The 17,723-nt window shown below is 70.6% G+C and carries 19 protein-coding genes and 2 tRNA genes; 16 read left to right on the forward strand and 5 right to left on the reverse strand.

The window, feature by feature from the left end; genetic code table 11:
- Nucleotides 1-3 precede the first annotated feature (3 nt).
- A complete protein-coding gene (locus ACWGJB_RS04995) occupies nt 4-828 on the forward strand; it encodes a GNAT family N-acetyltransferase (RefSeq protein ID WP_453378851.1) in 825 nt (274 codons plus the stop codon).
- 39 nt (nt 829-867) lie between these two features.
- On the opposite strand, the gene ACWGJB_RS05000 is transcribed toward ACWGJB_RS04995, so the two are convergent.
- On the reverse strand, nt 868-1,386 hold the full coding sequence (locus ACWGJB_RS05000; protein WP_453378852.1) for a DsbA family protein: 519 nt from the start codon (nt 1,384-1,386) through the stop codon (nt 868-870).
- Nucleotides 1,387-1,623: 237 nt separating this feature from the next.
- Here ACWGJB_RS05000 and ACWGJB_RS05005 point away from each other — a divergent pair, with 237 nt between their 5' ends.
- Both ACWGJB_RS05005 and ACWGJB_RS05010 read left to right on the forward strand, forming a co-directional pair.
- Nucleotides 1,624-2,070 (forward strand): hypothetical protein, encoded by a 447-nt coding sequence (locus ACWGJB_RS05005; protein ID WP_453378853.1) that lies wholly within the window; start codon nt 1,624-1,626, stop codon nt 2,068-2,070.
- Between the two features lie 261 nt (nt 2,071-2,331).
- Entirely contained in the window at nt 2,332-2,484 is a 153-nt protein-coding gene (locus ACWGJB_RS05010) for a hypothetical protein (RefSeq protein ID WP_352219917.1), read from the forward strand.
- Nucleotides 2,485-2,619: 135 nt separating this feature from the next.
- Here the strand turns inward: ACWGJB_RS05010 and ACWGJB_RS05015 are convergent, their stop codons facing one another.
- On the reverse strand, nt 2,620-3,180 hold the full coding sequence (locus ACWGJB_RS05015; RefSeq protein ID WP_360490296.1) for a CGNR zinc finger domain-containing protein: 561 nt from the start codon (nt 3,178-3,180) through the stop codon (nt 2,620-2,622).
- A 270-nt stretch (nt 3,181-3,450) separates the two neighbouring features.
- Complete coding sequence (locus ACWGJB_RS05020; RefSeq protein WP_004002642.1) at nt 3,451-3,864, reverse strand: SsgA family sporulation/cell division regulator; 414 nt, start codon at nt 3,862-3,864, stop codon at nt 3,451-3,453.
- Between the two features lie 191 nt (nt 3,865-4,055).
- Here ACWGJB_RS05020 and ACWGJB_RS05025 point away from each other — a divergent pair, with 191 nt between their 5' ends.
- From ACWGJB_RS05025 to ACWGJB_RS05070, 10 genes are all read left to right on the forward strand, one after another.
- Entirely contained in the window at nt 4,056-4,520 is a 465-nt protein-coding gene (locus ACWGJB_RS05025; protein WP_453378854.1) for a TIGR02611 family protein, read from the forward strand.
- Between the two features lie 76 nt (nt 4,521-4,596).
- A tRNA-Val gene (locus ACWGJB_RS05030) sits at nt 4,597-4,668 on the forward strand.
- 871 nt (nt 4,669-5,539) lie between these two features.
- Nucleotides 5,540-6,808 (forward strand): ABC transporter substrate-binding protein, encoded by a 1,269-nt coding sequence (locus ACWGJB_RS05035; protein ID WP_453378855.1) that lies wholly within the window; start codon nt 5,540-5,542, stop codon nt 6,806-6,808.
- A gap of 11 nt (nt 6,809-6,819) precedes the next feature.
- The gene (locus ACWGJB_RS05040) at nt 6,820-7,782 is read left to right on the forward strand and encodes a carbohydrate ABC transporter permease (RefSeq protein WP_453378856.1); all 963 of its coding nucleotides are present in this window, start codon (nt 6,820-6,822) and stop codon (nt 7,780-7,782) included.
- Nucleotides 7,752-8,636, forward strand: a complete 885-nt coding sequence (locus ACWGJB_RS05045; protein WP_453378857.1) for a carbohydrate ABC transporter permease — start codon at nt 7,752-7,754, stop codon at nt 8,634-8,636. The genes ACWGJB_RS05040 and ACWGJB_RS05045 overlap by 31 nt, the downstream gene beginning before the upstream one ends.
- Before the next feature lie 4 nt (nt 8,637-8,640).
- Nucleotides 8,641-9,228: a hypothetical protein gene (locus tag ACWGJB_RS05050; protein WP_453378858.1), complete on the forward strand. Its 588-nt coding sequence runs from the start codon at nt 8,641-8,643 to the stop codon at nt 9,226-9,228.
- A gap of 95 nt (nt 9,229-9,323) precedes the next feature.
- Nucleotides 9,324-12,062 (forward strand): exo-rhamnogalacturonan lyase family protein, encoded by a 2,739-nt coding sequence (locus ACWGJB_RS05055; RefSeq protein WP_453378859.1) that lies wholly within the window; start codon nt 9,324-9,326, stop codon nt 12,060-12,062.
- A 122-nt stretch (nt 12,063-12,184) separates the two neighbouring features.
- Nucleotides 12,185-12,631: an SRPBCC family protein gene (locus ACWGJB_RS05060; RefSeq protein ID WP_453378860.1), complete on the forward strand. Its 447-nt coding sequence runs from the start codon at nt 12,185-12,187 to the stop codon at nt 12,629-12,631.
- Nucleotides 12,632-12,670: 39 nt separating this feature from the next.
- Nucleotides 12,671-12,745: transfer RNA gene (locus ACWGJB_RS05065), tRNA-Val, on the forward strand.
- A 146-nt stretch (nt 12,746-12,891) separates the two neighbouring features.
- Nucleotides 12,892-13,296, forward strand: coding sequence for a nuclear transport factor 2 family protein (locus tag ACWGJB_RS05070; RefSeq protein ID WP_453378861.1), 405 nt, complete (start codon nt 12,892-12,894; stop codon nt 13,294-13,296).
- Between the two features lie 20 nt (nt 13,297-13,316).
- Here ACWGJB_RS05070 and ACWGJB_RS05075 read toward each other — a convergent pair whose 3' ends face one another.
- Nucleotides 13,317-14,342, reverse strand: coding sequence for a GlxA family transcriptional regulator (locus ACWGJB_RS05075; protein WP_453378862.1), 1,026 nt, complete (start codon nt 14,340-14,342; stop codon nt 13,317-13,319).
- A 286-nt stretch (nt 14,343-14,628) separates the two neighbouring features.
- On the opposite strand from ACWGJB_RS05075, the gene ACWGJB_RS05080 reads away from it, so the two are divergent.
- Nucleotides 14,629-15,750, forward strand: a complete 1,122-nt coding sequence (locus tag ACWGJB_RS05080; RefSeq protein WP_453378863.1) for a TDT family transporter — start codon at nt 14,629-14,631, stop codon at nt 15,748-15,750.
- Nucleotides 15,751-15,808: 58 nt separating this feature from the next.
- Here the strand turns inward: ACWGJB_RS05080 and ACWGJB_RS05085 are convergent, their stop codons facing one another.
- Nucleotides 15,809-16,435 (reverse strand): DUF488 family protein, N3 subclade, encoded by a 627-nt coding sequence (locus ACWGJB_RS05085; RefSeq protein WP_453378864.1) that lies wholly within the window; start codon nt 16,433-16,435, stop codon nt 15,809-15,811.
- A 209-nt stretch (nt 16,436-16,644) separates the two neighbouring features.
- Here ACWGJB_RS05085 and ACWGJB_RS05090 point away from each other — a divergent pair, with 209 nt between their 5' ends.
- Nucleotides 16,645-17,025 (forward strand): MarR family winged helix-turn-helix transcriptional regulator, encoded by a 381-nt coding sequence (locus ACWGJB_RS05090; RefSeq protein ID WP_453378865.1) that lies wholly within the window; start codon nt 16,645-16,647, stop codon nt 17,023-17,025.
- A gap of 137 nt (nt 17,026-17,162) precedes the next feature.
- A complete protein-coding gene (locus tag ACWGJB_RS05095; RefSeq protein ID WP_453378866.1) occupies nt 17,163-17,579 on the forward strand; it encodes an ester cyclase in 417 nt (138 codons plus the stop codon).
- Nucleotides 17,580-17,723 lie beyond the last annotated feature (144 nt).

Consider the following 17,723-nt stretch of genomic DNA (forward strand, 5'->3'; position numbering starts at 1 on the left):
CTGATGACCACCACCCTGCGGCCGACCGAGCCGCTCCAGCACGAAGCCGGCGGGACGCGTTCACGCCGGTACCAGGTGTGTGTGAACAGCCGTCCCGTCGGCGCGATACACATCGGCATCAGCCCTCACTTCGGCAACTCGGTGGGCCGGATCCTGGACCTGCGCATCGAGGAGCCGGACCGCCGACGAGGCCGGGGCACGGTCGCCGCGCTCGCCGCGGAGGAGGTGCTGCGAGGGTGGGGGTGCACGCGGGTCGAGGCATCGGTGCCCGCGGAAGCGGAGGCGGCGCTGAAGGCGGCGAACGCTCTCGGCTACCTCGTACGCAACCGCCACATGGAAAAGCCGCTCGGCGACACCACGCCCGGACTGCCCGCGGGGAGCCGGGGGCGGCCCATGACCCCGGCGGAGTTCGGTTCCTGGCAGGAGAAGCACCAAGAGGACTACGCGCAGAGCTGGATCGAGCGCGGGGTGCCCGAGGCCGAGGCCAGGGCCAAGGCGCTGCGGGACACCGCCACCTCGCTGCCCGACGGCCTGGCCACCGCGGGAATGGCCTTCAGCGTCCTGGAGCACGAAGGGACCGCGGTCGGCACGCTCTGGACGGGCACCCGAGAGGGCAGCGCCTTCGTCTACAAGGTCGAGGCCGACGCGCGCCACCGGGGCAGGGGGCACGGCCGCACGCTGATGCTCCTGGCGGAGGCGCAGGGCGTTGCGGCCGGCCGCAACGCCATCATGTTGAACGTCTTCGCGGGCAACACCCCCGCCGAGCGGCTCTACGAGTCACTCGGCTACGAGACGATCACCTACCACCTGTACAAGAATCTGCTCTGAAAACCGCTCCGAAACCGGCTGTGGGGTTCGGCTGCGGGGTTACTCCCCCTCGGCCAGCAACCGGTCCGCGATCTCCGTCACCCGCTCGCGCAGGCCCTCCTGGCTCTTGCCGCCGTCGAGGCGTTCGCCGCCGATGCCGTAGGTCGGGGTGCCGGTCACGCCGATGGCCTGCCCCTCGGCCTGGTCGGCGTCGACGATCAGGATGTGCCGACCGTCGACCAGAGCGGTGTCGAACTCCTCGGCGTCCAGGCCCAGTTCACGGGCCACCTCGACCAGGAACGGCTCGCCGCCGCGGTCCAGCTCCTCGACCCGGCCGAGGACCGCCCCGACGTACTCCCAGCCCTTCCCCTGCTCCATAGCCTCCTCGGCGGCCTGTGCGGCGGCGAAGGCGTGCTTGTGCTTCTCCAGCGGGAAGTGCCGCAGCCGCAGCTCCAGCCGGTCGCCGTACCGGGCACGCAGGGCGCGGAGGTCGTCCAGGGCGCTGCGGCAGTCGGGACACTGGAGTTCGCACCAGACGTCGAGGACCAGGGCGTCGGCGCGCGCGGGGGAGTCGTTCATGGCGACCAGTCTTCCAGGCCGGACTCCGTCGACCCAATCGTGACGGTGGGCGGCGGCCGGTGGCCGGCTGTCATCACCGCTCGTACCTGGGGTGGAGACGACCCGGAGAGGACCCCGAGATGCCCCTGATTGTCGGGCCTGGGCATGGATCGCACGGGCCGGGCGGTGCACGATGGAGGGGGCGCGACGCAGCGCGTGTCCGTCGCCCCGCCCGCCCGAGCCCGCCAGGAGGACCGGATGATCGCCGAGACAGTCTGTTCCGCCGCGTCCGCGGCGGGCCTGGGCATCGCCGTGGTGACCGCCTACCGCAAGCGGTACCTGTCGGCGGCCCGTATCGCCGCCTACTCACTCGTGCCCGTCGGCCTGGTCATGACGGGAGTGGTCGGCTGGCTCGCCGACACGGCCTTCAGCCCCACCGCCTGGGCGGGCTTCGCCGTGCTCGGTGCGGCCTGGGCCCTGTTCGCCTCCACGCGTGCCCTGGAGCGACGGCGTGGCTCCACCCGCGCCGAGCGCAAGGCGGCCGCCCGGGGCGAGCGGCGGGACGCAGTCGCCCCCACCGCCTCGGCACCGTCGCTGGGTCCCGCCACCCGCCCGGCGGCCAAGCCCACGGGGGCGCCTCGCGGCACCGGCTCGGGTGAGGACTTCAGCGATATCGAGGCCATCCTCAAGAAGCACGGAATATGACGCTCCGCGGGGGCGGGCCCCACGCGGGCTTCCGCACCGCGGCCGCTTCGCGCGGGCCCGACCCTGTTCAGGTGGGTCGCGGGCGGATGCATATGACAATCGCATGAGGCATTGAAACGACACAGTCCGTCTACGGCGCGCGCGGAAGCGTTCACAGGCCGGGCGCAAGTGAACCGGACATCACGGAATTCGGCGAACTACCGTCCATTTCGGGCGTGTTGATCGCGCGGCGGGTGCTCGCTGGGTCATCATCGCCGCGAGATGCTGGACACGAAACAGAGCGAGGCCGTGCCGCCGAAGGACGAGCCGCGCGGGTGCCTCTTCGCCCTTTCCCAGCCACCGCTGATGATCTTCCTTGCGGTGATCGGGTGTCTGCTCCTCATGGCTGCGCTGCACGACCTGCTGTGGCTGTGAGCCGTACCCGCCCGTCCCGGCGCCACCCGCCGGGACAGGCGTCGGCATCGACGAACCCCGACGGCGGACCGAACGGCCGGCCCGTGGTCACAGCCCTTCCGGCCTTCGGGCATCCTCGGGCACCTGCCCCGGGGATCAGCCCGCCGCCTCCTTGCGACGTGCGCGGTAGGCGGCGACATGCAGCCGGTTTCCGCAGGTCCGGCTGTCGCAGTAGCGGCGCGAGCGGTTGCGGGAGAGGTCGACGAAGGCGCGCCGGCAGTCCGGGGCCTCGCAGCGCCGCAGCCGCTCCTGCTCCCCGGCGACGACGAAGAACGCGAGCGCCATCCCGCAGTCGGCGGCTAGGTGGTCGGCCACCGAGGCGCCCGGCGCGAAGTAGTGCACATGCCAGTCGTAGCCGTCGTGGTCCGTGAGCTGGGGGGTGGTGCCCGCGGCCGCGACCAGTTCGTTGATCATCCCTGCGGCGGTCCGGGCGTCCGGGGCGGCGAAGATGCCCGCGAACCGTCCGCGGACCCTGCGCACCGCCGACAGGTCGAACTCCGAGAGCACGCCCACACCGCTCATGTCGTGGTTTCGTACGAAAACCTGGAGCGCCGCGACATCGGGCAGTCCGTCCGGCGCCGTGTCGTCCTCCGGCGCGGTGTTCACCAGGTCCACCACGGCGTCTAGGGAACACCGGGTGTCGTGGGTGATCAGCACGTTTCGCTCCCTGGCCTGGGGGGGTCGGGCGGGCGCCCGCCGATGGTGGCCGATCGTAGCGACATACGGCTCCACCGCACCGTGCTCTGCCCCACTCGTCGCTGCCCTGTAGAACGCGCACCGTCCGGTGGTGGTTCCCGGGCACACGGACACACCGGCGCCGCCCCGTGACCGATCACGGTGGCGGCACCGGTGCTGCCGTATGCGGTTGTCTAGGCCCGAGCCGTCTCCCCGAGTGGACGGCGCCGGGCGGCTTGCAGGGGCGTTGCCCTAGCTCTCCGCCAGAATGTGCGAGAGCTCCTGATCGAGATCGAAGTGCCGGTGTTCCGTGCCGGGCGGCACGGCGGCGTCAGTGCGCTTCAGGAAGGACTCCAGAGCCCGCGCCGGGGCTTCGAGCAGGGCTTCGCCCTCCGGAGAGCTCAGGGCGATGCACACGACGCCCTGACCGTGACTGCGGGACGGCCAGACGCGGACGTCGCCGGTGCCGGTGGGGCGGTGCAGCCCCTCGGCGAGGAGGTCGCGGGCGAACACCCACTCGACGGTCTCCTCGGCTCCGGTGTGGAAGGTGGCGTGCACGGCGTAGGGGTCGGCCGTGTCGTACCGCAGGCCTGCGGGGACAGGCAGGGAGGACTCGCTCGACACAACGAGGCGCAGGTGCAGCTCGCAGCTGACCGTGGTGTTCATAAGCGCCAGGGCCTTTCGCTCAGTGTGCGCTCGGGGATTCGCACGTCGGCGAAATCGACATGCCACCTACGGTGCCGTTGTAAACCCCTCTGAGTGTTTTGCGTGTGTTTACGTAACTCTTCCGGCCGAGAACATCGGCGCGATCTACGACCATTCCGGTGACCGGAATCGCTCGGGTAGGGTTTGGTCGTATGAATACGGGGAGTAACGAACCGGGCGAGGCCGCCGTGGCCTCGGACGGGAGTGAGGTGGACGGGACGGAGACGGACGGGGCGCGCGACGAGCGGGGGCTCGGATCGCGGGCGCCCGAATTCGTCAAGGCGCGCCGGATGCTGCACCTGAGCTGGCAGGTCGGGGTCTTCGCGGTCGGCCTGGCGGTGGTGGTCGTGGGCGTCGTCCTGCTGCCGTTGCCGGGGCCTGGCTGGGTGATCATCTTCGGTGGCATGGCGATCTGGGCGACCGAGTTCGTCTGGGCCCAGCTGGTGCTCCGCTGGACGAAACGCAAGGTCACGGAGGCGGCCCAGAAGGCCCTCGATCCCAAGGTGCGCCGCCGCAACATCACGCTGACGGCGATCGGCCTGGTGATCGTGGCGGGCCTGGCCGGGATCTACCTCTCCAAGTTCGGCATAGTGATGCCTTGGAAGATCGAGGAGTGACCCGGCCGACGGCCGCGGGCCCCCGGCGACTGGTCGGGGGCACCCCCTGACATGGGGTAATGTTCTTCCTGCGTCCGGGCGATTAGCTCAGTGGGAGAGCGCTTCGTTCACACCGAAGAGGTCACTGGTTCGAACCCAGTATCGCCCACCCGGAACCACGGCCCACCTGCGAGAGAGCAGGTGGGCCGCGGTCGTTCAGGGGCCGGGGAGGGGCGTTGCGGGAACACCGGCGGCCAGACCGGCCTCGGACGGCCTGCGGCACGTTTGGTGTGCGCCGGGTGCGCCGGGTGCGCCGGGTGCGCCGGGTGAGGCGCGTGGGCTCCGGCTCCGCCGCGCTGCGAGCCGTGCGAGGGGTTTTCTGGCCGTCCGAGGTGGCACGTGCGAACACGGTCGGTACGGGCCCTTGTCGCACCGCTCGGTGGCCGATCGCACACGCCGGGTATCGCCGAAGGACGCCGGTGATCTGCGCGGCAAGCCCGCTGGGCGGGGCCGGTGCGGGCGTGTCAGGGGCGTAGTGGTCGGAGGAATCGGCCGCGCCGCCGGCTCGGAGCTGTGAGAACTCTTTGTTCATGACCGTGCCTCACCCTCGCCGCCGACCAGGCCGAGCCTGCGCCGGGAGAGGAAGCCGCGGCGCCCGCCCCGAACCCTCGCCGCCCCCCCCGCATCGGATCTTCGTCCTGGCCTCACCCTCCGGCCTCACCCTCCGGCCTCACCCTCCGGCCCCGCCGTCCCCGGCCCGCTGGTCGAGGCCGACTCGTAATCCTCCCCCCCGTGGGCCACTTCGCGTTCGGCCGCCCGGCCGTGCGCCCCTCACCTGCGGCGTCGCCCGGCCGGCAGCCCCCGTGCCCGCACCCCGGCGCGCCGCTCCACCGCCCCCGGCCACAAGAAATTCCTGTCCGAGTCATTGACGCCTCACCGGCCCCTCCGTAACTTGTGCCAGCAAGCGCTTACTTGAAACGATTCATGCAGGCGTCGGCGACGCTGCGGGGAGGGGCCCGACTGTGGGAACGAGCAGGAACATGGAGAGGCGGACCGTCCTGAAGGCGGCCGGGGCCTCGGCGGCCGTGCTCGGGCTCGCCGCGACGACCGGGTGCGGAGGCGGAAGCGGTTCCGGGGACGGGACGGTGACGATCCGTTACTCGTGGTGGGGTGCCGAGGAGCGCGCCACGAAGATCAATCAGACCATCAGGCTCTTCGAGAAGAAGTATCCGAAGATCAAGGTCAAGACGGACTTCCAGACATATCAATCGTTCTGGGAGAAGTTCCAGACCCAGGCCGCCGGCGGAAATCCCCCGGACGTTTTCCAAAATGCCGTCACCTTTCTTCGGAAGTACGACAAGCGCGGAATTCTCCTCGACCTCAAGTCTCAGGTTCAGGCAGGCAATCTGAGTCTGGATCACTTCCGGGCGGACGTCACGAAGGTCGGCGAGGTGGACGGCAAGCAGCTCGGAATCCCGGTCGGTTCCAACACCATGGCGCTCGTCATCGACAAGAAGGTGTTCGAGAAGGCCGGCGTCGAACCGCACACGGGCTGGACCTGGGACGACTACTTCAAGGCCCTGAAGACCATCCACGACAGGACGAAGGTCGCGGGGGACACCGGCTACTTCGCCATCATGTACCTCTACGACCTCTACCTCCGCCAGAACGGCAAGGCGTTCTACACCGAGGACGGACTCGGCTTCGACAAGGCCGACCTGACGGAGTGGTGGGCCGACGGCTACAGCCGCGTCAAGGCCGGCATTGTCACGGACCCGAAGGTCGTCGCCCAGGACGTCCCCAAGTCGTCCCTGTCGGCCGGGCACGGCGCCTCGGAGTTCACCTGGGACAACTTCACCGTGCGCTACTCGTCGGAGGGTGACAGCACCTACGGTCTCGCGCCGATCCCGACCATGGACGGCAAGCACACCGGGCAGTACCTCGCCTCCCTGATGCTGAGCGCCTCCGCCCGTACCGCTCACCCCAAGGAGGTCGCGCAGTTCATCGACTTCATGGTCCACGACCCCGAGGTCGGCAAGATCATGGGATACGACCGGGGCATCCTCGCGAGCACCGAGCAGTACACGGCGTTCAAGCCGACCGACGCGGTGAACAAGGAGATCGCGCAGTACGAGGACGACACCGCCAAGGCGGGCGTCCTCGGCACGATCACCCCGCACCCCTCCGGTGCCGACACCATCGAGGCCGCCTTCCTGCGTATCGGCGGCGACCTCGGACAGGGCAAGACGAAGGTCGCGGACGCGGTGAAGCAGTTCTTCACCGAGTCCGAGGCCGCCTTCCAGGCCTGATGGGACATGCCGTGACGCTCGTCAAGGACTCCCTGCCCGCCGCGCGCGGGACGCGTTCGGCCGCCTCCGCCACCACGGGGCGGCGGCCGGGCCGCCGGCGCGAGAACCTCGCCGGCTACCTCTTCATGTCCCCGTGGATCGCCGGCTTCCTGCTGCTGACCGCGGGCCCGATGGTCGCCTCGCTCTATTTCGCGTTCACCGACTACAACCTCTTCAACACCCCGAAGTGGGTCGGGTTCGACAACTTCACCAAGATGTTCGACGACCCCCGCTGGCAGAAGTCGGTGGAGGTGACCGCGAAGTACGTGGTCGTCGGCACCCCGCTGAAGCTGCTGCTCGCCCTCGGCGTGGCCATGCTGCTCGCCCAGAGCCGGCGCGGCCAGGCCTTCTACCGGGCGGCCTTCTACGCCCCCTCGCTGATCGGCGCGAGCGTCTCGGTGGGCTTCGTGTGGCGGTCCCTGTTCTCCGACGGCGCGGTCGTGGACCGTGGCCAGTCCTTCTTCGGCTGGCACGTCGGCGGCTGGGTCGGCAACGCCGACTGGGTGCTGTACTGCCTGGTCGCACTGACCGTGTGGCAGTTCGGCGCACCCATGGTCATCTTCCTGGCGGGCCTGAAGCAGGTCCCGAAGGAGTTGTACGAGGCGGCCGAGATGGATGGCGCCGGGCCGCTGCGGAAGTTCTGGAACATCACCCTGCCGATGATTTCGCCGGTGCTGTTCTTCAACGTGCTTCTGGAGACCATCCACTCCTTCCAGATCTTCGGCTCGGCCTATGTCGTCTCCAACGGCACCTGCGGACCGGCCGACGCCACGCTCGTCTACACCTGCTACCTCTACGAGCAGGGCTTCAAGAACGCCCAGATGGGCTTCGCCGCCGCGATGGCCTGGATGCTGCTGCTCGCCGTCGCCCTGGTGACGGCCGTCCTCTTCTGGTCCCAGAAGAAATGGGTGCACTACGAGGAGGCCGCCCGATGAGTTCCCCCGCTCTCTCCCGGAAGCGCACCGGCTCGCTCGCCTGGCACCTCGGCGCCCTGCTGATCCTCGCCGTCATCCTCTATCCGGTGGTCTGGGTGATCGGCGCCTCGTTCAAGCCCGGCAAGGACATCATCAACAGCCTCCAGCTGCTGCCGTCCCACCCGATCCTGTCCAACTTCAAGGGCCTCGCCGACGGCATCGCGGACATCTCGATCTGGACCTTCTTCCAGAACTCGCTCTTCTACGCGCTCGGCGCCGTCGCCGGCGTGCTGATCTCCTGCTCGCTCACCGCCTACGCCTTCGCCCGGATCCGTTTCGCCGGCCGCAACCTGCTCTTCTCCCTGATGATCGGCACCCTGCTGCTGCCGTACCACGTGCTGCTGATCCCGCAGTACGTGATGTTCCAGAAGCTGGGCTGGATCAACACCTACACCCCCCTGCTGATCGGGAAGTACCTCGCGACCGAGGCCTTCTTCGTCTTCCTGATGGTGCAGTTCATGCGGAACCTGCCCCGGGAACTGGACGAGGCGGCCCGGCTCGACGGCTGCGGGCACTTCCGTATCTACTGGTCGATCGTGCTGCCGCTGTGCCGGCCCGCCCTGATCACCAGCGCGATCTTCACCTTCATCAACGCCTGGAACGACTTCATGGGCCCGCTGATCTACCTCAACGAGCCCGGCAAGTACACGGTCTCGCTGGGCCTGATGATGTTCCGCGACTCCGACGGCGTGGCCGCCAACTACGGCGGGATGATCGCCATGTCCCTGGTCGCGCTGCTGCCCGTGCTGCTGTTCTTCCTCACCTTCCAGCGCTATCTGATCGACGGAATGGCGACCTCCGGACTGAAGGGCTGAGGCCGTGGCCGACGACGTACGTGCGAAGTCCATCGCCTTCTCCGACCGCTTCGGTGTCTTCGCCGAGTCTCTGCTCACCGGCGTCTGGATCGCCGTCGCCTCCCTGGGTGTCGTCACCTACCCGGCCGCCTTCGCCGCCGGCGCCCGGCACCTGCGCCGCCGTACCGGGCAGATGGGCGGCGGGTGGCGGGAGTTCGTGAGCGACTTCCGGGCCGCCCTGCCCGGCGGCCGGCTGGTCGGGCTCGCCGGGTGGGGTGCGGTCGCCGTGGCCTGGGTGGATGTCCGGGCCGTACGGGCCGGACTGCCGGGCGGGCCGCTCGTCGGAGCCGTCGGCCTGTTCGCGGTGATCGGCCTCGCCGTCACGGGGCTGCGCGCGGCGGCCGTCTGGGCGCCCGGCGACCGCTGGCGCACCCTGCTCACGGCGGCCGGCCGCCGTACCGTTCTCGACCCCGGCGGATCCTTCCTGCTCGTCGGGGGAGCAGTCCTCGTGGCCTGTTCCGCCCTGCTCATCGCGCCGCTGGCGGTGCCCGTGCTGGGCGCCGTCGTGGCGGCGGCCGTCGCCGTGGAGGAGCGCCACCGGCGCCGCCGCTGACCGGCCTCGCACCAGGGGCGGCGCCCGTCCGGCGCCGCACCTTTATCTGTCATGCCCCTGACCATCCTGCACTCGCACGGAAAGGAAGGCGGACGATGTCTCCCATCCCCCGCAGGTCCCTCCTCAAGGCGGCCGCCGTCGCCGGTGCCGCCGCCCAGTTCAGCTGGGCGCTGGGCGCCAAGGACGCGCAGGCCGCGCCCAGAGCCGAGGCCGCCGACGCGGACCCGGTGACCCTGGACTGGCTGGAGGACGGCGGTCTCGGCGCCGCGCCCGGCTCGACCGTCGGTGTGCCCTGGCCGATGGGCGCGTTCCGGGAGGGCCAGACCTTCGCGCTGACTGACGAGGACGGCGATGACGTGCCCGTCCAGTCCTGGCCGATCGCCTACTGGCCGGACGGCTCCCTCAAGTGGACCGCCCACGCCGTGAGTTCGGGCAGCGGCACGCTCACGCTCGCGGCGGGCGACGCGGCGGCGCCCGACAAGAAGGTCACCGTCTCCACGGGCGGCGGGACCGTCGACGTGTCCACCGGCGTGATCACCGTGAAGATCGGCAAGAACGGCTCGACGCTCGTCAAGTCGGTCACCCGAGGCTCGACGGAGATCGCCAGGAACGGGCGGCTCGTCCTCGTCCGCCAGCCCGAGATCGAGGACGAGGACCAGGGCACGGTCAAGACCGAGCGCTTCGACGGCGCCATCGACGCCGTGACCGTCGAACAAGACGGGCCGGTCCGCGCGGTCGTCCGCATCGACGGCAAGCACCGCAAGGGAAGCCGCAGTTGGCTGCCGTTCTCGATCCGTCTCTACTTCTACGCGGGCGCCGACTCCTTCCGGATGGTCCACACGATCACCTACGACGGCACCCAGGAGCCGGGCAAGGCGAGCGGCGACTTCATCCGCGGCCTTGGCGTGCGCTTCAGTGTGCCGATGCGCGACGAGGCGTACGACCGGCATGTGCGGATCGGCGGTGAGGGAACCGGCCTGCTGCGGGAGGCCGTCCAGGGCATCACGGGCCTGCGCCGCGATCCGGGCGCGGCCGTCCAGGCGGCCCAGTACGCGGGGCAGAAGCTGGCCGACCCCGCCACCTGGGACCAGCGGGTCACCACCCGCCTCCAGTACATCCCGCACTGGGGCGACTACACCCTCGCCCAGCTCTCCGCCGACGGCTTCACCCTGCGCAAGCGCACGAAGAAGGGGTACGGCTGGATCGCGGCCGGCGGCGGCAAGCGGGCCTCCGGCTTCGGGTACGTCGGTGGCGCGAGCGGCGGATTCTCCTTCGGGCTGCGGGACTTCTGGGAGAAGTTCCCCGCCCAGCTCGACATCCGCGACGCCCACACCGACGAGGCCGAGGTCACCCTCTGGCTCTGGTCGCCCGAGGCCCAGCCGATGGACCTGCGCTTCTACCACGACGGCATGGGCCAGGACACCTACGCCGAACAGCTCGAAGGCCTCGAGATCACCTACGAGGACTACGAGCCCGCATTCGGCACCCCCTACGGCATCGCCCGCACCTCCGAACTCCTCTTCTGGGCCAACGAGTCGACGCCCGCGCCGGAGACCCTCGCCCGGCAGGTCGAGGCCGTACGGACGCTGCCCCAGCTCACCGCCCCGCCCCGACAGCTCATCAGGGCCAAGGTGTTCGGCCCCGGCCTCTACTCCGAGCCCGACCGCTCCACCGCCGCCAAGGCGAAGATCGAGGACCATCTCGACTTCCTCTTCACCTACTACAAGGACCAGGTGGAGCAGCGCCGTTGGTACGGCTTCTGGGACTACGGCGACTTCATGCACACCTACGACACCGTGCGCCACCAGTGGCGGTACGACGTCGGCGGCTACGCCTGGGACAACTCCGAGCTCTCGCCCGACCTGTGGCTCTGGTACGCGTACCTCAGAAGCGGCCGCACGGACATCTTCCGGTTCGCGGAGGCGCTCACCCGGCACACCGGCGAGGTGGACGTCTACCACCTCGGCCAGTGGGCCGGCCTCGGCACCCGGCACGGCGTCCAGCACTTCGCGGACAGCGCCAAGCAGCAGCGCATCTCCAACACCACCTACCGGCGCTTCTACTACTTCCTCACCGCCGACGAACGCGTCGGCGACCTCATGGCCGCCAACGTCGACTCCGACGAGACCTTCCTCGTCCTCGACCCGCTCCGCAAGATCCGCACCGACCCCTACACCCCCGACCGGCACGCCCTCTCCATCGGCTTCGGCACCGACTGGAGCGGTCTGGTGTCGGCCTGGCTCACCGAGTGGGAACGCAAGGGCCCCAAGTGGGAGAAGGCCAAGGCGCGGGTGCTGTCGACCATGGAGGGCATCGCCGCCCAGCCCAACGGCTTCGTGCAGGGCAGCGGCCTCTACGACCTCGACACCGGGAAGTTCGCCACCGCCGCCACCCCGGTCGTCTCCGTGTCCCACCTCTCGGCGGTCTTCGGCCTCAACGAACTCTGCGCCGAACTCATCCACCTGGTCGACATGCCGAAGTTCAACGAGGTGTACTTCGACTACTGCCGTTACTTCAACGCCACCAAGGCCCAACAGGCGGCACGCTACGGCTCCAACTTCGGGACCCTGCTGCTCTTCCAGGGCCACTCGAGGCTCGACGCCTACGCCGCCGTACAGACCGGTGACGAGACGCTCGCCAAGCGTGCGTGGACGAAGTTCTACAGCTCCGACGGCTATACGGAGTCCTCGCCGTGGAAGACCGAGCCGCTCTCCGGGCCGGTCACGCTCGTCGCGGGGAGCGAGGCGAGCTGGGTGTCCTCCAACGACACCGCTCTGTACGGGCTCGCGGCCATCGAGAACTTGGCCCTGCTGGGCGACAAGATGCCGTCGTAGCAGGTGAGAGGGGGGAGCGCCGTCGCACGGGCGGCGGCGCTCGCACCCATGAGTGTGCTCCAGGTCACTCCGTACGGCATGAGTATGCGTACTCAGATCGACCCGCCGGGCAGACTCCGTCCATGGACTGGACCCACTACCGCTTCCGCAGTCTGTGGCCGCTGCCCTTCGGGGGCGCGTCCGTCTACCAGGCCCTTGAGCGGGTCGAGGACTACCCGCGCTGGTGGCCGCAGGTCCGTACGGTCAGCCGGCTGAACGACACCACCGGCATCATCACCATCCGCTCGGTCCTGCCGTACGACATGACGTTCACCGCACGCGAGACCCGGCGCGACCCGGCCGCCGGCGTGCTGGAGATCGCGATGAGCGGTGACATCGAGGGCTGGGCCCGCTGGACGGTCACCGCCGACGGCACCGGCACCCTGGCCCGCTACGACCAGGTCGTCGACGTCAGCAAGCCGCTGCTGCGCCGACTGGCCGTCCCCGGGCGGCCGTTCTTCCGCGCCAACCACCGGCTGATGATGTGGTCGGGACGGCGGGGACTGTGCAGGCACCTGCAAGCGGTTTGAACGAAGCCCGCCGGTCCCTGTATCGTTCACTGCGTTCCCGGGCGATTAGCTCAGTGGGAGAGCGCTTCGTTCACACCGAAGAGGTCACTGGTTCGAACCCAGTATCGCCCACCACCGGGAAGGCCGGTCCGCCTGTGCGGACCGGCCTTTTTGCGTGTGGTCCGGCCGAATGGTGGACCCCGCCGGCCCGCGCCCGCCTGCCCTTCGGCCGGCCGCGGTCAGGGGTGCCTAGGCTGTCACCGCTGCGGAAAGGTGGTGCCATGGACGCTGATTCCCGGATCAGGGCCGCGATCGAAGAGCATTGGCGGGCATCGGAACGCGGGGACATCGAAGCCGAGCATGCCGTCTACGCCGACGACGCGATCCTGGACTACCCGCAGTCGGGTGAGCGCTTCCGGGGGCGCGAGACGATCGCCGCACAACGCGGCGGGCACCCCGCCGACCGGCACTTCACGGTCCGGCGGATCACCGGACACGCGCGGGTATGGGTGAGTGAGTGCGTCATCACCTACGACGGTGTGCCCTCGTACTCGGTGAGCATCATGGAATTCGCCGACCGGCATGTGGTGCACGAGACGCAGTACTTCGCCGGCCCGTTCGGCTCACCGGCCTGGCGGGCCGCGCTCGCCGAGCCGATGCCGGGACGGACCGTCACGAGCGCCTGACGGTCGGCCTCGCGGGTCGGTCAGCCGGGCGGCGCACCGTCGCCCGCGTCGCCTGAGGCGTCCGTGGCGTCCGTGGTGCGGAAGCGTGCCCGGTAGGTCCCCGGCGTGATGCCGAGGTTCCGCGTGAAGGCCCGGCGCAGCGACTCCGGTGAGCCGAAGCCGGTGCGCCGGGCCACCGTGGCCATGGGGTCGTCGCCGCCTTCCAGCATCGCCTGGGCGGCTTCCATGCGGATCCGCTCGACGTAGCGGGCCGGGGTCGTGGTCATCTCGTCGTGGAACAGGCGCGTCATGTGACGGGGACTCACACCCGCCCGGCGCGCCATGGCCGCCAGGGTGTGATCGGCGGACGGGTCCTCGGCGACCGCGTCCAGGACCCGGCGCAGCATCTCCTGCCGCACGTGTGGAGTCCGGGTGCGGACGCTGAACTGCGACTGGCCTCCGGGCCGCTGCATGAACACGACCATGTCCTTGGCCACGGCGCGGGCGACGTCGGCGCCGAAGTGCTCCTCGACCAGGGCGAGCGACAGATCGATGCCCGAGCTGACGCCCGCCGAGGTCATGATGTGACCGTCGCGCACGAACAGGGGGTCGGCCGCCACGGTCACCCGCGGGTACCGCAGGGCGAGCTGGTCGGCGAAGCGCCAGTGCGTGGTCGCGGTGCGCTCGTCGAGCAGTCCGGCCGCGGCGAGCAGGAAGGCACCGGTGCAGATGGACGCCGTACGGCGGCTACGCGCGTCGAGCGCCCGCACGGTGTCCAGCAGGGCGTCGTCCTTGACGAGGGAGGGCCACTCGGGGCCGCCGGGGATGACGAGCACGTCGCTGACATCCTGCGCCTGCGCGGCAGGCAGATCGACGCTCAGGCCGGTGCCGGCCGCGGTGACCACGTCGGCGCCGTCCGGGGACACCGTGCGCATGCGGTAGCGGCCGCCGAAGTCGTTGGCCGACGAGAACACCTCGATCGGGCCGGTGACGTCCAGCAGGCGAACGCCTGGGAAGAGCAGCACGGTCACCAGCAGGGGTTTCCCGCCTGACGCTCGGTCCTTCATCGTGCGCCTCCTGGCCGGACGGACTCGCTCCACAGTAGGCCCAGTGGGTTTGACCACCCAATTCACCCGGCCGGCGGTGCTCCGATGTCCTGGAGTGAGGGCGTCGTGGCACGTGCTGCGCTGTGGCGGGATCCGTGCCGCGCCCTACCTTCGGAAAACGCCAACGGGCCGACGGTCTCGGCCGCGACCCGTGCGCTGCCGGGCGCGGGCGGGCCGGTCGGCCGGTCACCGTCGCCGGTCCTGGGCGGAGACGAATCCGACACGAGAAGAGAAGGCGCTCCACGCCGTGGCACCCCACTCCCGTACCAGCCCAGCGATCCCGTCCCAGGGCGGCCCGGTTCCGAGAGCTTCCGGACGTGCCCGGCCGGTCGGAGCGGGCGGCACGGGGGGCGGGCGGCTCGGTCCCAGTTGGTTCGCAGCCGTCATGGGCACCGGGATCGTGGCCAGCGCGGCCGCCACCCTGCCGCGGACCTTTCCCGGGCTCGGCGCGGCCGCCACGGTGGTCTGGGCGGCGGCCACGCTGCTGCTGATCGTGCTGGGCGCCGGTTATCTCGGGCAGCGGATGCTGCGCGTGCACGCCGGTGATCCGGTGCTGGCGCAGTTCTTCGGGGCGCCACCGATGGCGCTGCTCACCGTCGGGGCCGGGACGCTGCTGCTCGGCCGGCGGCTGATCGGGGAGCGGGCGGCGCTGGACGTGGACTGGGTGCTGTGGTCCGTCGGTACGGTGCTCGGTCTCGCCACCGCATGTGCGGTGCCGTACCTGATGGTCACGCGGCACCGTTTCACGCCGGACGCGGCGTTCGGCGGCTGGCTGCTGCCGGTGGTGCCGCCGATGGTCTCCGCCGCGACGGGCGCGCTGCTCGTCCCGCGGGCGCCGGCCGGGCAGCCACGGCTGGCCCTGCTGCTGGGCTGCTACGCGATGCTCGGGCTCGGGCTGGTGGCGGTCCTGCTGGTGCTGGCCATGGTGTACAGCCGTCTGGTGCACCATGACGCGCCCAGCGGTGCGACGGTGCCCACGGTGTGGATCGGCGTGGGGGCGCTGGACCAGGCGGTGACGGCGCTGGGTTCGCTGGCCACGGCGGCGCCGAGTGCGCTGCCCGCCCCGTACGCGCGCGGGACTGCGGTCGCGGCCCTTCTGGGCGGGATCGGGATATGGGGCTTCGCCACGCTGTGGCTGGTGCTCGCCACGGCGCTGACCGTGCGGGAGGTCCGGCGGGGGCTGCCTTTCGCGCCCACCTGGTGGTCCTTCATCTTCCCGCTCGGCGCCTGCGTCACCGGTACCAGTGCCCTCGCCGCCCGTACCGGCTCCGAGCCCTTCGTGTGGAGCGCCGTCGTCCTGTACGCGCTGCTCGTCCTCGCCTGGGCGGTGGTGGCGTGGCATTCCGTGCGGCACGCCGTCCGCCGGTGACACCGCCCCGACGCCGTGCCGCGTACGTCCACCGGAGGCCGCTCCCCGCCCGCGAGCATCAACTCGCCGCACGAGACGGCGTCCGAGGGGGTGCCGTGGCGCGGGGCCGGAGCACGGTCGCCGCCATGGCGGCGAAAGCGTCTGTCCGGTGTCCGGGCGGGCGCCTGCCGGGGTCGGCATCTCCGGGATCGGGACGGCCGGCATCGGGACGGTCGGTGTCAGGACGGTCGGCATCGGGACGGCTGGTGTCAGGACGGTCGGTGTCAGGACGGCCGGCATCGGGACGGCTGGTGTCAGGACGGTCGGTGTCAGGAGCGCCATGGTCGGTGAGCCACTCGGCGAGGACCGCGGCATGACTGTGGTCCGTGTCCTGGGCCGTGGTCAGCAGCGTGAGGCTGTTGTGCCCGGCGAGGTCCCGTAGCCGGGCGGCCGCCCTACGGTGCTCCGGATCGCCCAGCTCGACGAGGTAGCGGCGACGGAACTCACCGAACCGGTGAGGGTCTTGGCCGTACCAGCGCTGCAGTTCGGCGGACGGCGCGACATCCCGCAGCCATTCGTCGAGAGGCGCGCCCAGCCGGTCGATGCCCTCCGGCCAGGCACGGTCGACCAGTACCCGCTCGGCGCTCCCGCCGTCCTCGGGAGACGGTTGCCCGTGGATCCCGCGACAGACGATCCGCTCGGCCATGGCATGCGCTCCGGCAGCTCCTGCGGTAAGTGCTTGCTAGTGGAATGTGCATTTCATGCACGTCTGGACGGGTTGTGAGGGGTGTGCGAGGCCGGTGTCCTGATCCGAGGGCCTCGTGTCCGGCCGGCCCGCCATCGGTGTCGTACGGCGCCTGGTTGTGATGGTCGGGCCGCGGGTTCGCGGCCGGAGGAACCGTCTCCGGGAGCGACATGAGCGACAGTGATCCGTCGGACACCACTCGGCGGCAGCCGCCACCGATCCTGCTGACCCTGGGGCAGCTGCACGGCGAGCTGCGGGCGCTGCACGGGCTGTCGCTCCACGGCTGTCTCATTCTCGGCGCCGTCGCGGAGGCCGGGGGCGGGCCCGTGCCCGTGGCCCGGCTGACGGCCTTCCTCCGGGAGTCGGGTAGCCGGATGACCTCTCTTCTCAAGGGTTTGCAGGCGGCCGGACTCATCGAACGCGATCGGCGTGCCGGAGACCGCAGGACGGTCGAGGTCACCCTGACCGACGCCGGACACGCCAGGTTCGCCGACGCCGAGAGGACCGCTCAGGCGCTGCTGCGCGGCCGTCTCGCCCCCGGGCTGCGGTGAGCCGCACCGACGTCGCCGGAGCCCCGCCGGGTGGACATGCCCGCGGCGAGCGGCGGAGGTACGGTCGGGGGACGGCATGGATGCGGACCTCTCAGCCGACGAACAGACCGGCGCCCGAGACACGCCCGGGAGGGCCCATGGCTCAGCAAGCGAACATCGCCGCGCAGACCGCCTTCGGAGAGGCCGTCGTCTCCGGCAACCTCGACGCCCTCGACGAGATCGTCGCCTCCCACTCGGTCGACCACGATCCCGCGCCGGGACAGGGGCCGGGACCCGAGGGGTACAAGGACATGTTCGGCGAGTTGCGCGAGGCGTTCCCTGACTTGAACGTCCAGGTGGAGCATCTGCTGGCCACCGACGACGAGTTGGCCTTCGCCTACGTCATCACCGGGACGCATCTGGGGCCGCTCATGGGGCGACCGGCGACCGGCAGGAAGGTCAGCTACCGAGGCATGCAGATCAGCCGCTTCGACGGTGACGGCAAGCTCGTCGAACGCTGGGGCAGCAGCGACGAACTCGGCATGCTGCGGCAACTCGGCCTCGCCCCGATATGAAGCCGTGAAGCCGTGAAGCCGTGAAGCCGTGATGTGGCGGGGGGGCGGGGGGGGGGGGCCCCCCCCCCCCCCCCCCCCCGCGCCCCCCAAGGCCGGGGCGGCCCGGGCGGTGGGACAAGGCCACGGGGGGGCGGGGCGCGCGCC

The sequence above is a fragment of the Streptomyces sp. NPDC054813 genome (assembly GCF_053611365.1).

Bases quoted from the DNA above. Each gene is read 5' to 3' on its own strand.
- ACWGJB_RS05000 (WP_453378852.1), bottom strand. From the start codon at position 1,386: ATGAACGACTCCCCCGCGCGCGCCGACGCCCTGGTCCTCGACGTCTGG.
- ACWGJB_RS05060 (WP_453378860.1), top strand. From the start codon at position 12,185: ATGGACTGGACCCACTACCGCTTCCGCAGTCTGTGGCCGCTGCCCTTC.
- ACWGJB_RS05090 (WP_453378865.1), top strand. From the start codon at position 16,645: ATGAGCGACAGTGATCCGTCGGACACCACTCGGCGGCAGCCGCCACCG.
- ACWGJB_RS05010 (WP_352219917.1), top strand. From the start codon at position 2,332: ATGCTGGACACGAAACAGAGCGAGGCCGTGCCGCCGAAGGACGAGCCG.
- ACWGJB_RS05025 (WP_453378854.1), top strand. From the start codon at position 4,056: ATGAATACGGGGAGTAACGAACCGGGCGAGGCCGCCGTGGCCTCGGAC.
- ACWGJB_RS05070 (WP_453378861.1), top strand. From the start codon at position 12,892: ATGGACGCTGATTCCCGGATCAGGGCCGCGATCGAAGAGCATTGGCGG.
- ACWGJB_RS05045 (WP_453378857.1), top strand. From the start codon at position 7,752: ATGGGTGCACTACGAGGAGGCCGCCCGATGAGTTCCCCCGCTCTCTCC.
- ACWGJB_RS05035 (WP_453378855.1), top strand. From the start codon at position 5,540: ATGGAGAGGCGGACCGTCCTGAAGGCGGCCGGGGCCTCGGCGGCCGTG.
- ACWGJB_RS04995 (WP_453378851.1), top strand. From the start codon at position 4: ATGACCACCACCCTGCGGCCGACCGAGCCGCTCCAGCACGAAGCCGGC.
- ACWGJB_RS05095 (WP_453378866.1), top strand. From the start codon at position 17,163: ATGGCTCAGCAAGCGAACATCGCCGCGCAGACCGCCTTCGGAGAGGCC.
- ACWGJB_RS05085 (WP_453378864.1), bottom strand. From the start codon at position 16,435: ATGGCCGAGCGGATCGTCTGTCGCGGGATCCACGGGCAACCGTCTCCC.
- ACWGJB_RS05005 (WP_453378853.1), top strand. From the start codon at position 1,624: ATGATCGCCGAGACAGTCTGTTCCGCCGCGTCCGCGGCGGGCCTGGGC.
- ACWGJB_RS05055 (WP_453378859.1), top strand. From the start codon at position 9,324: ATGTCTCCCATCCCCCGCAGGTCCCTCCTCAAGGCGGCCGCCGTCGCC.
- ACWGJB_RS05075 (WP_453378862.1), bottom strand. From the start codon at position 14,342: ATGAAGGACCGAGCGTCAGGCGGGAAACCCCTGCTGGTGACCGTGCTG.
- ACWGJB_RS05020 (WP_004002642.1), bottom strand. From the start codon at position 3,864: ATGAACACCACGGTCAGCTGCGAGCTGCACCTGCGCCTCGTTGTGTCG.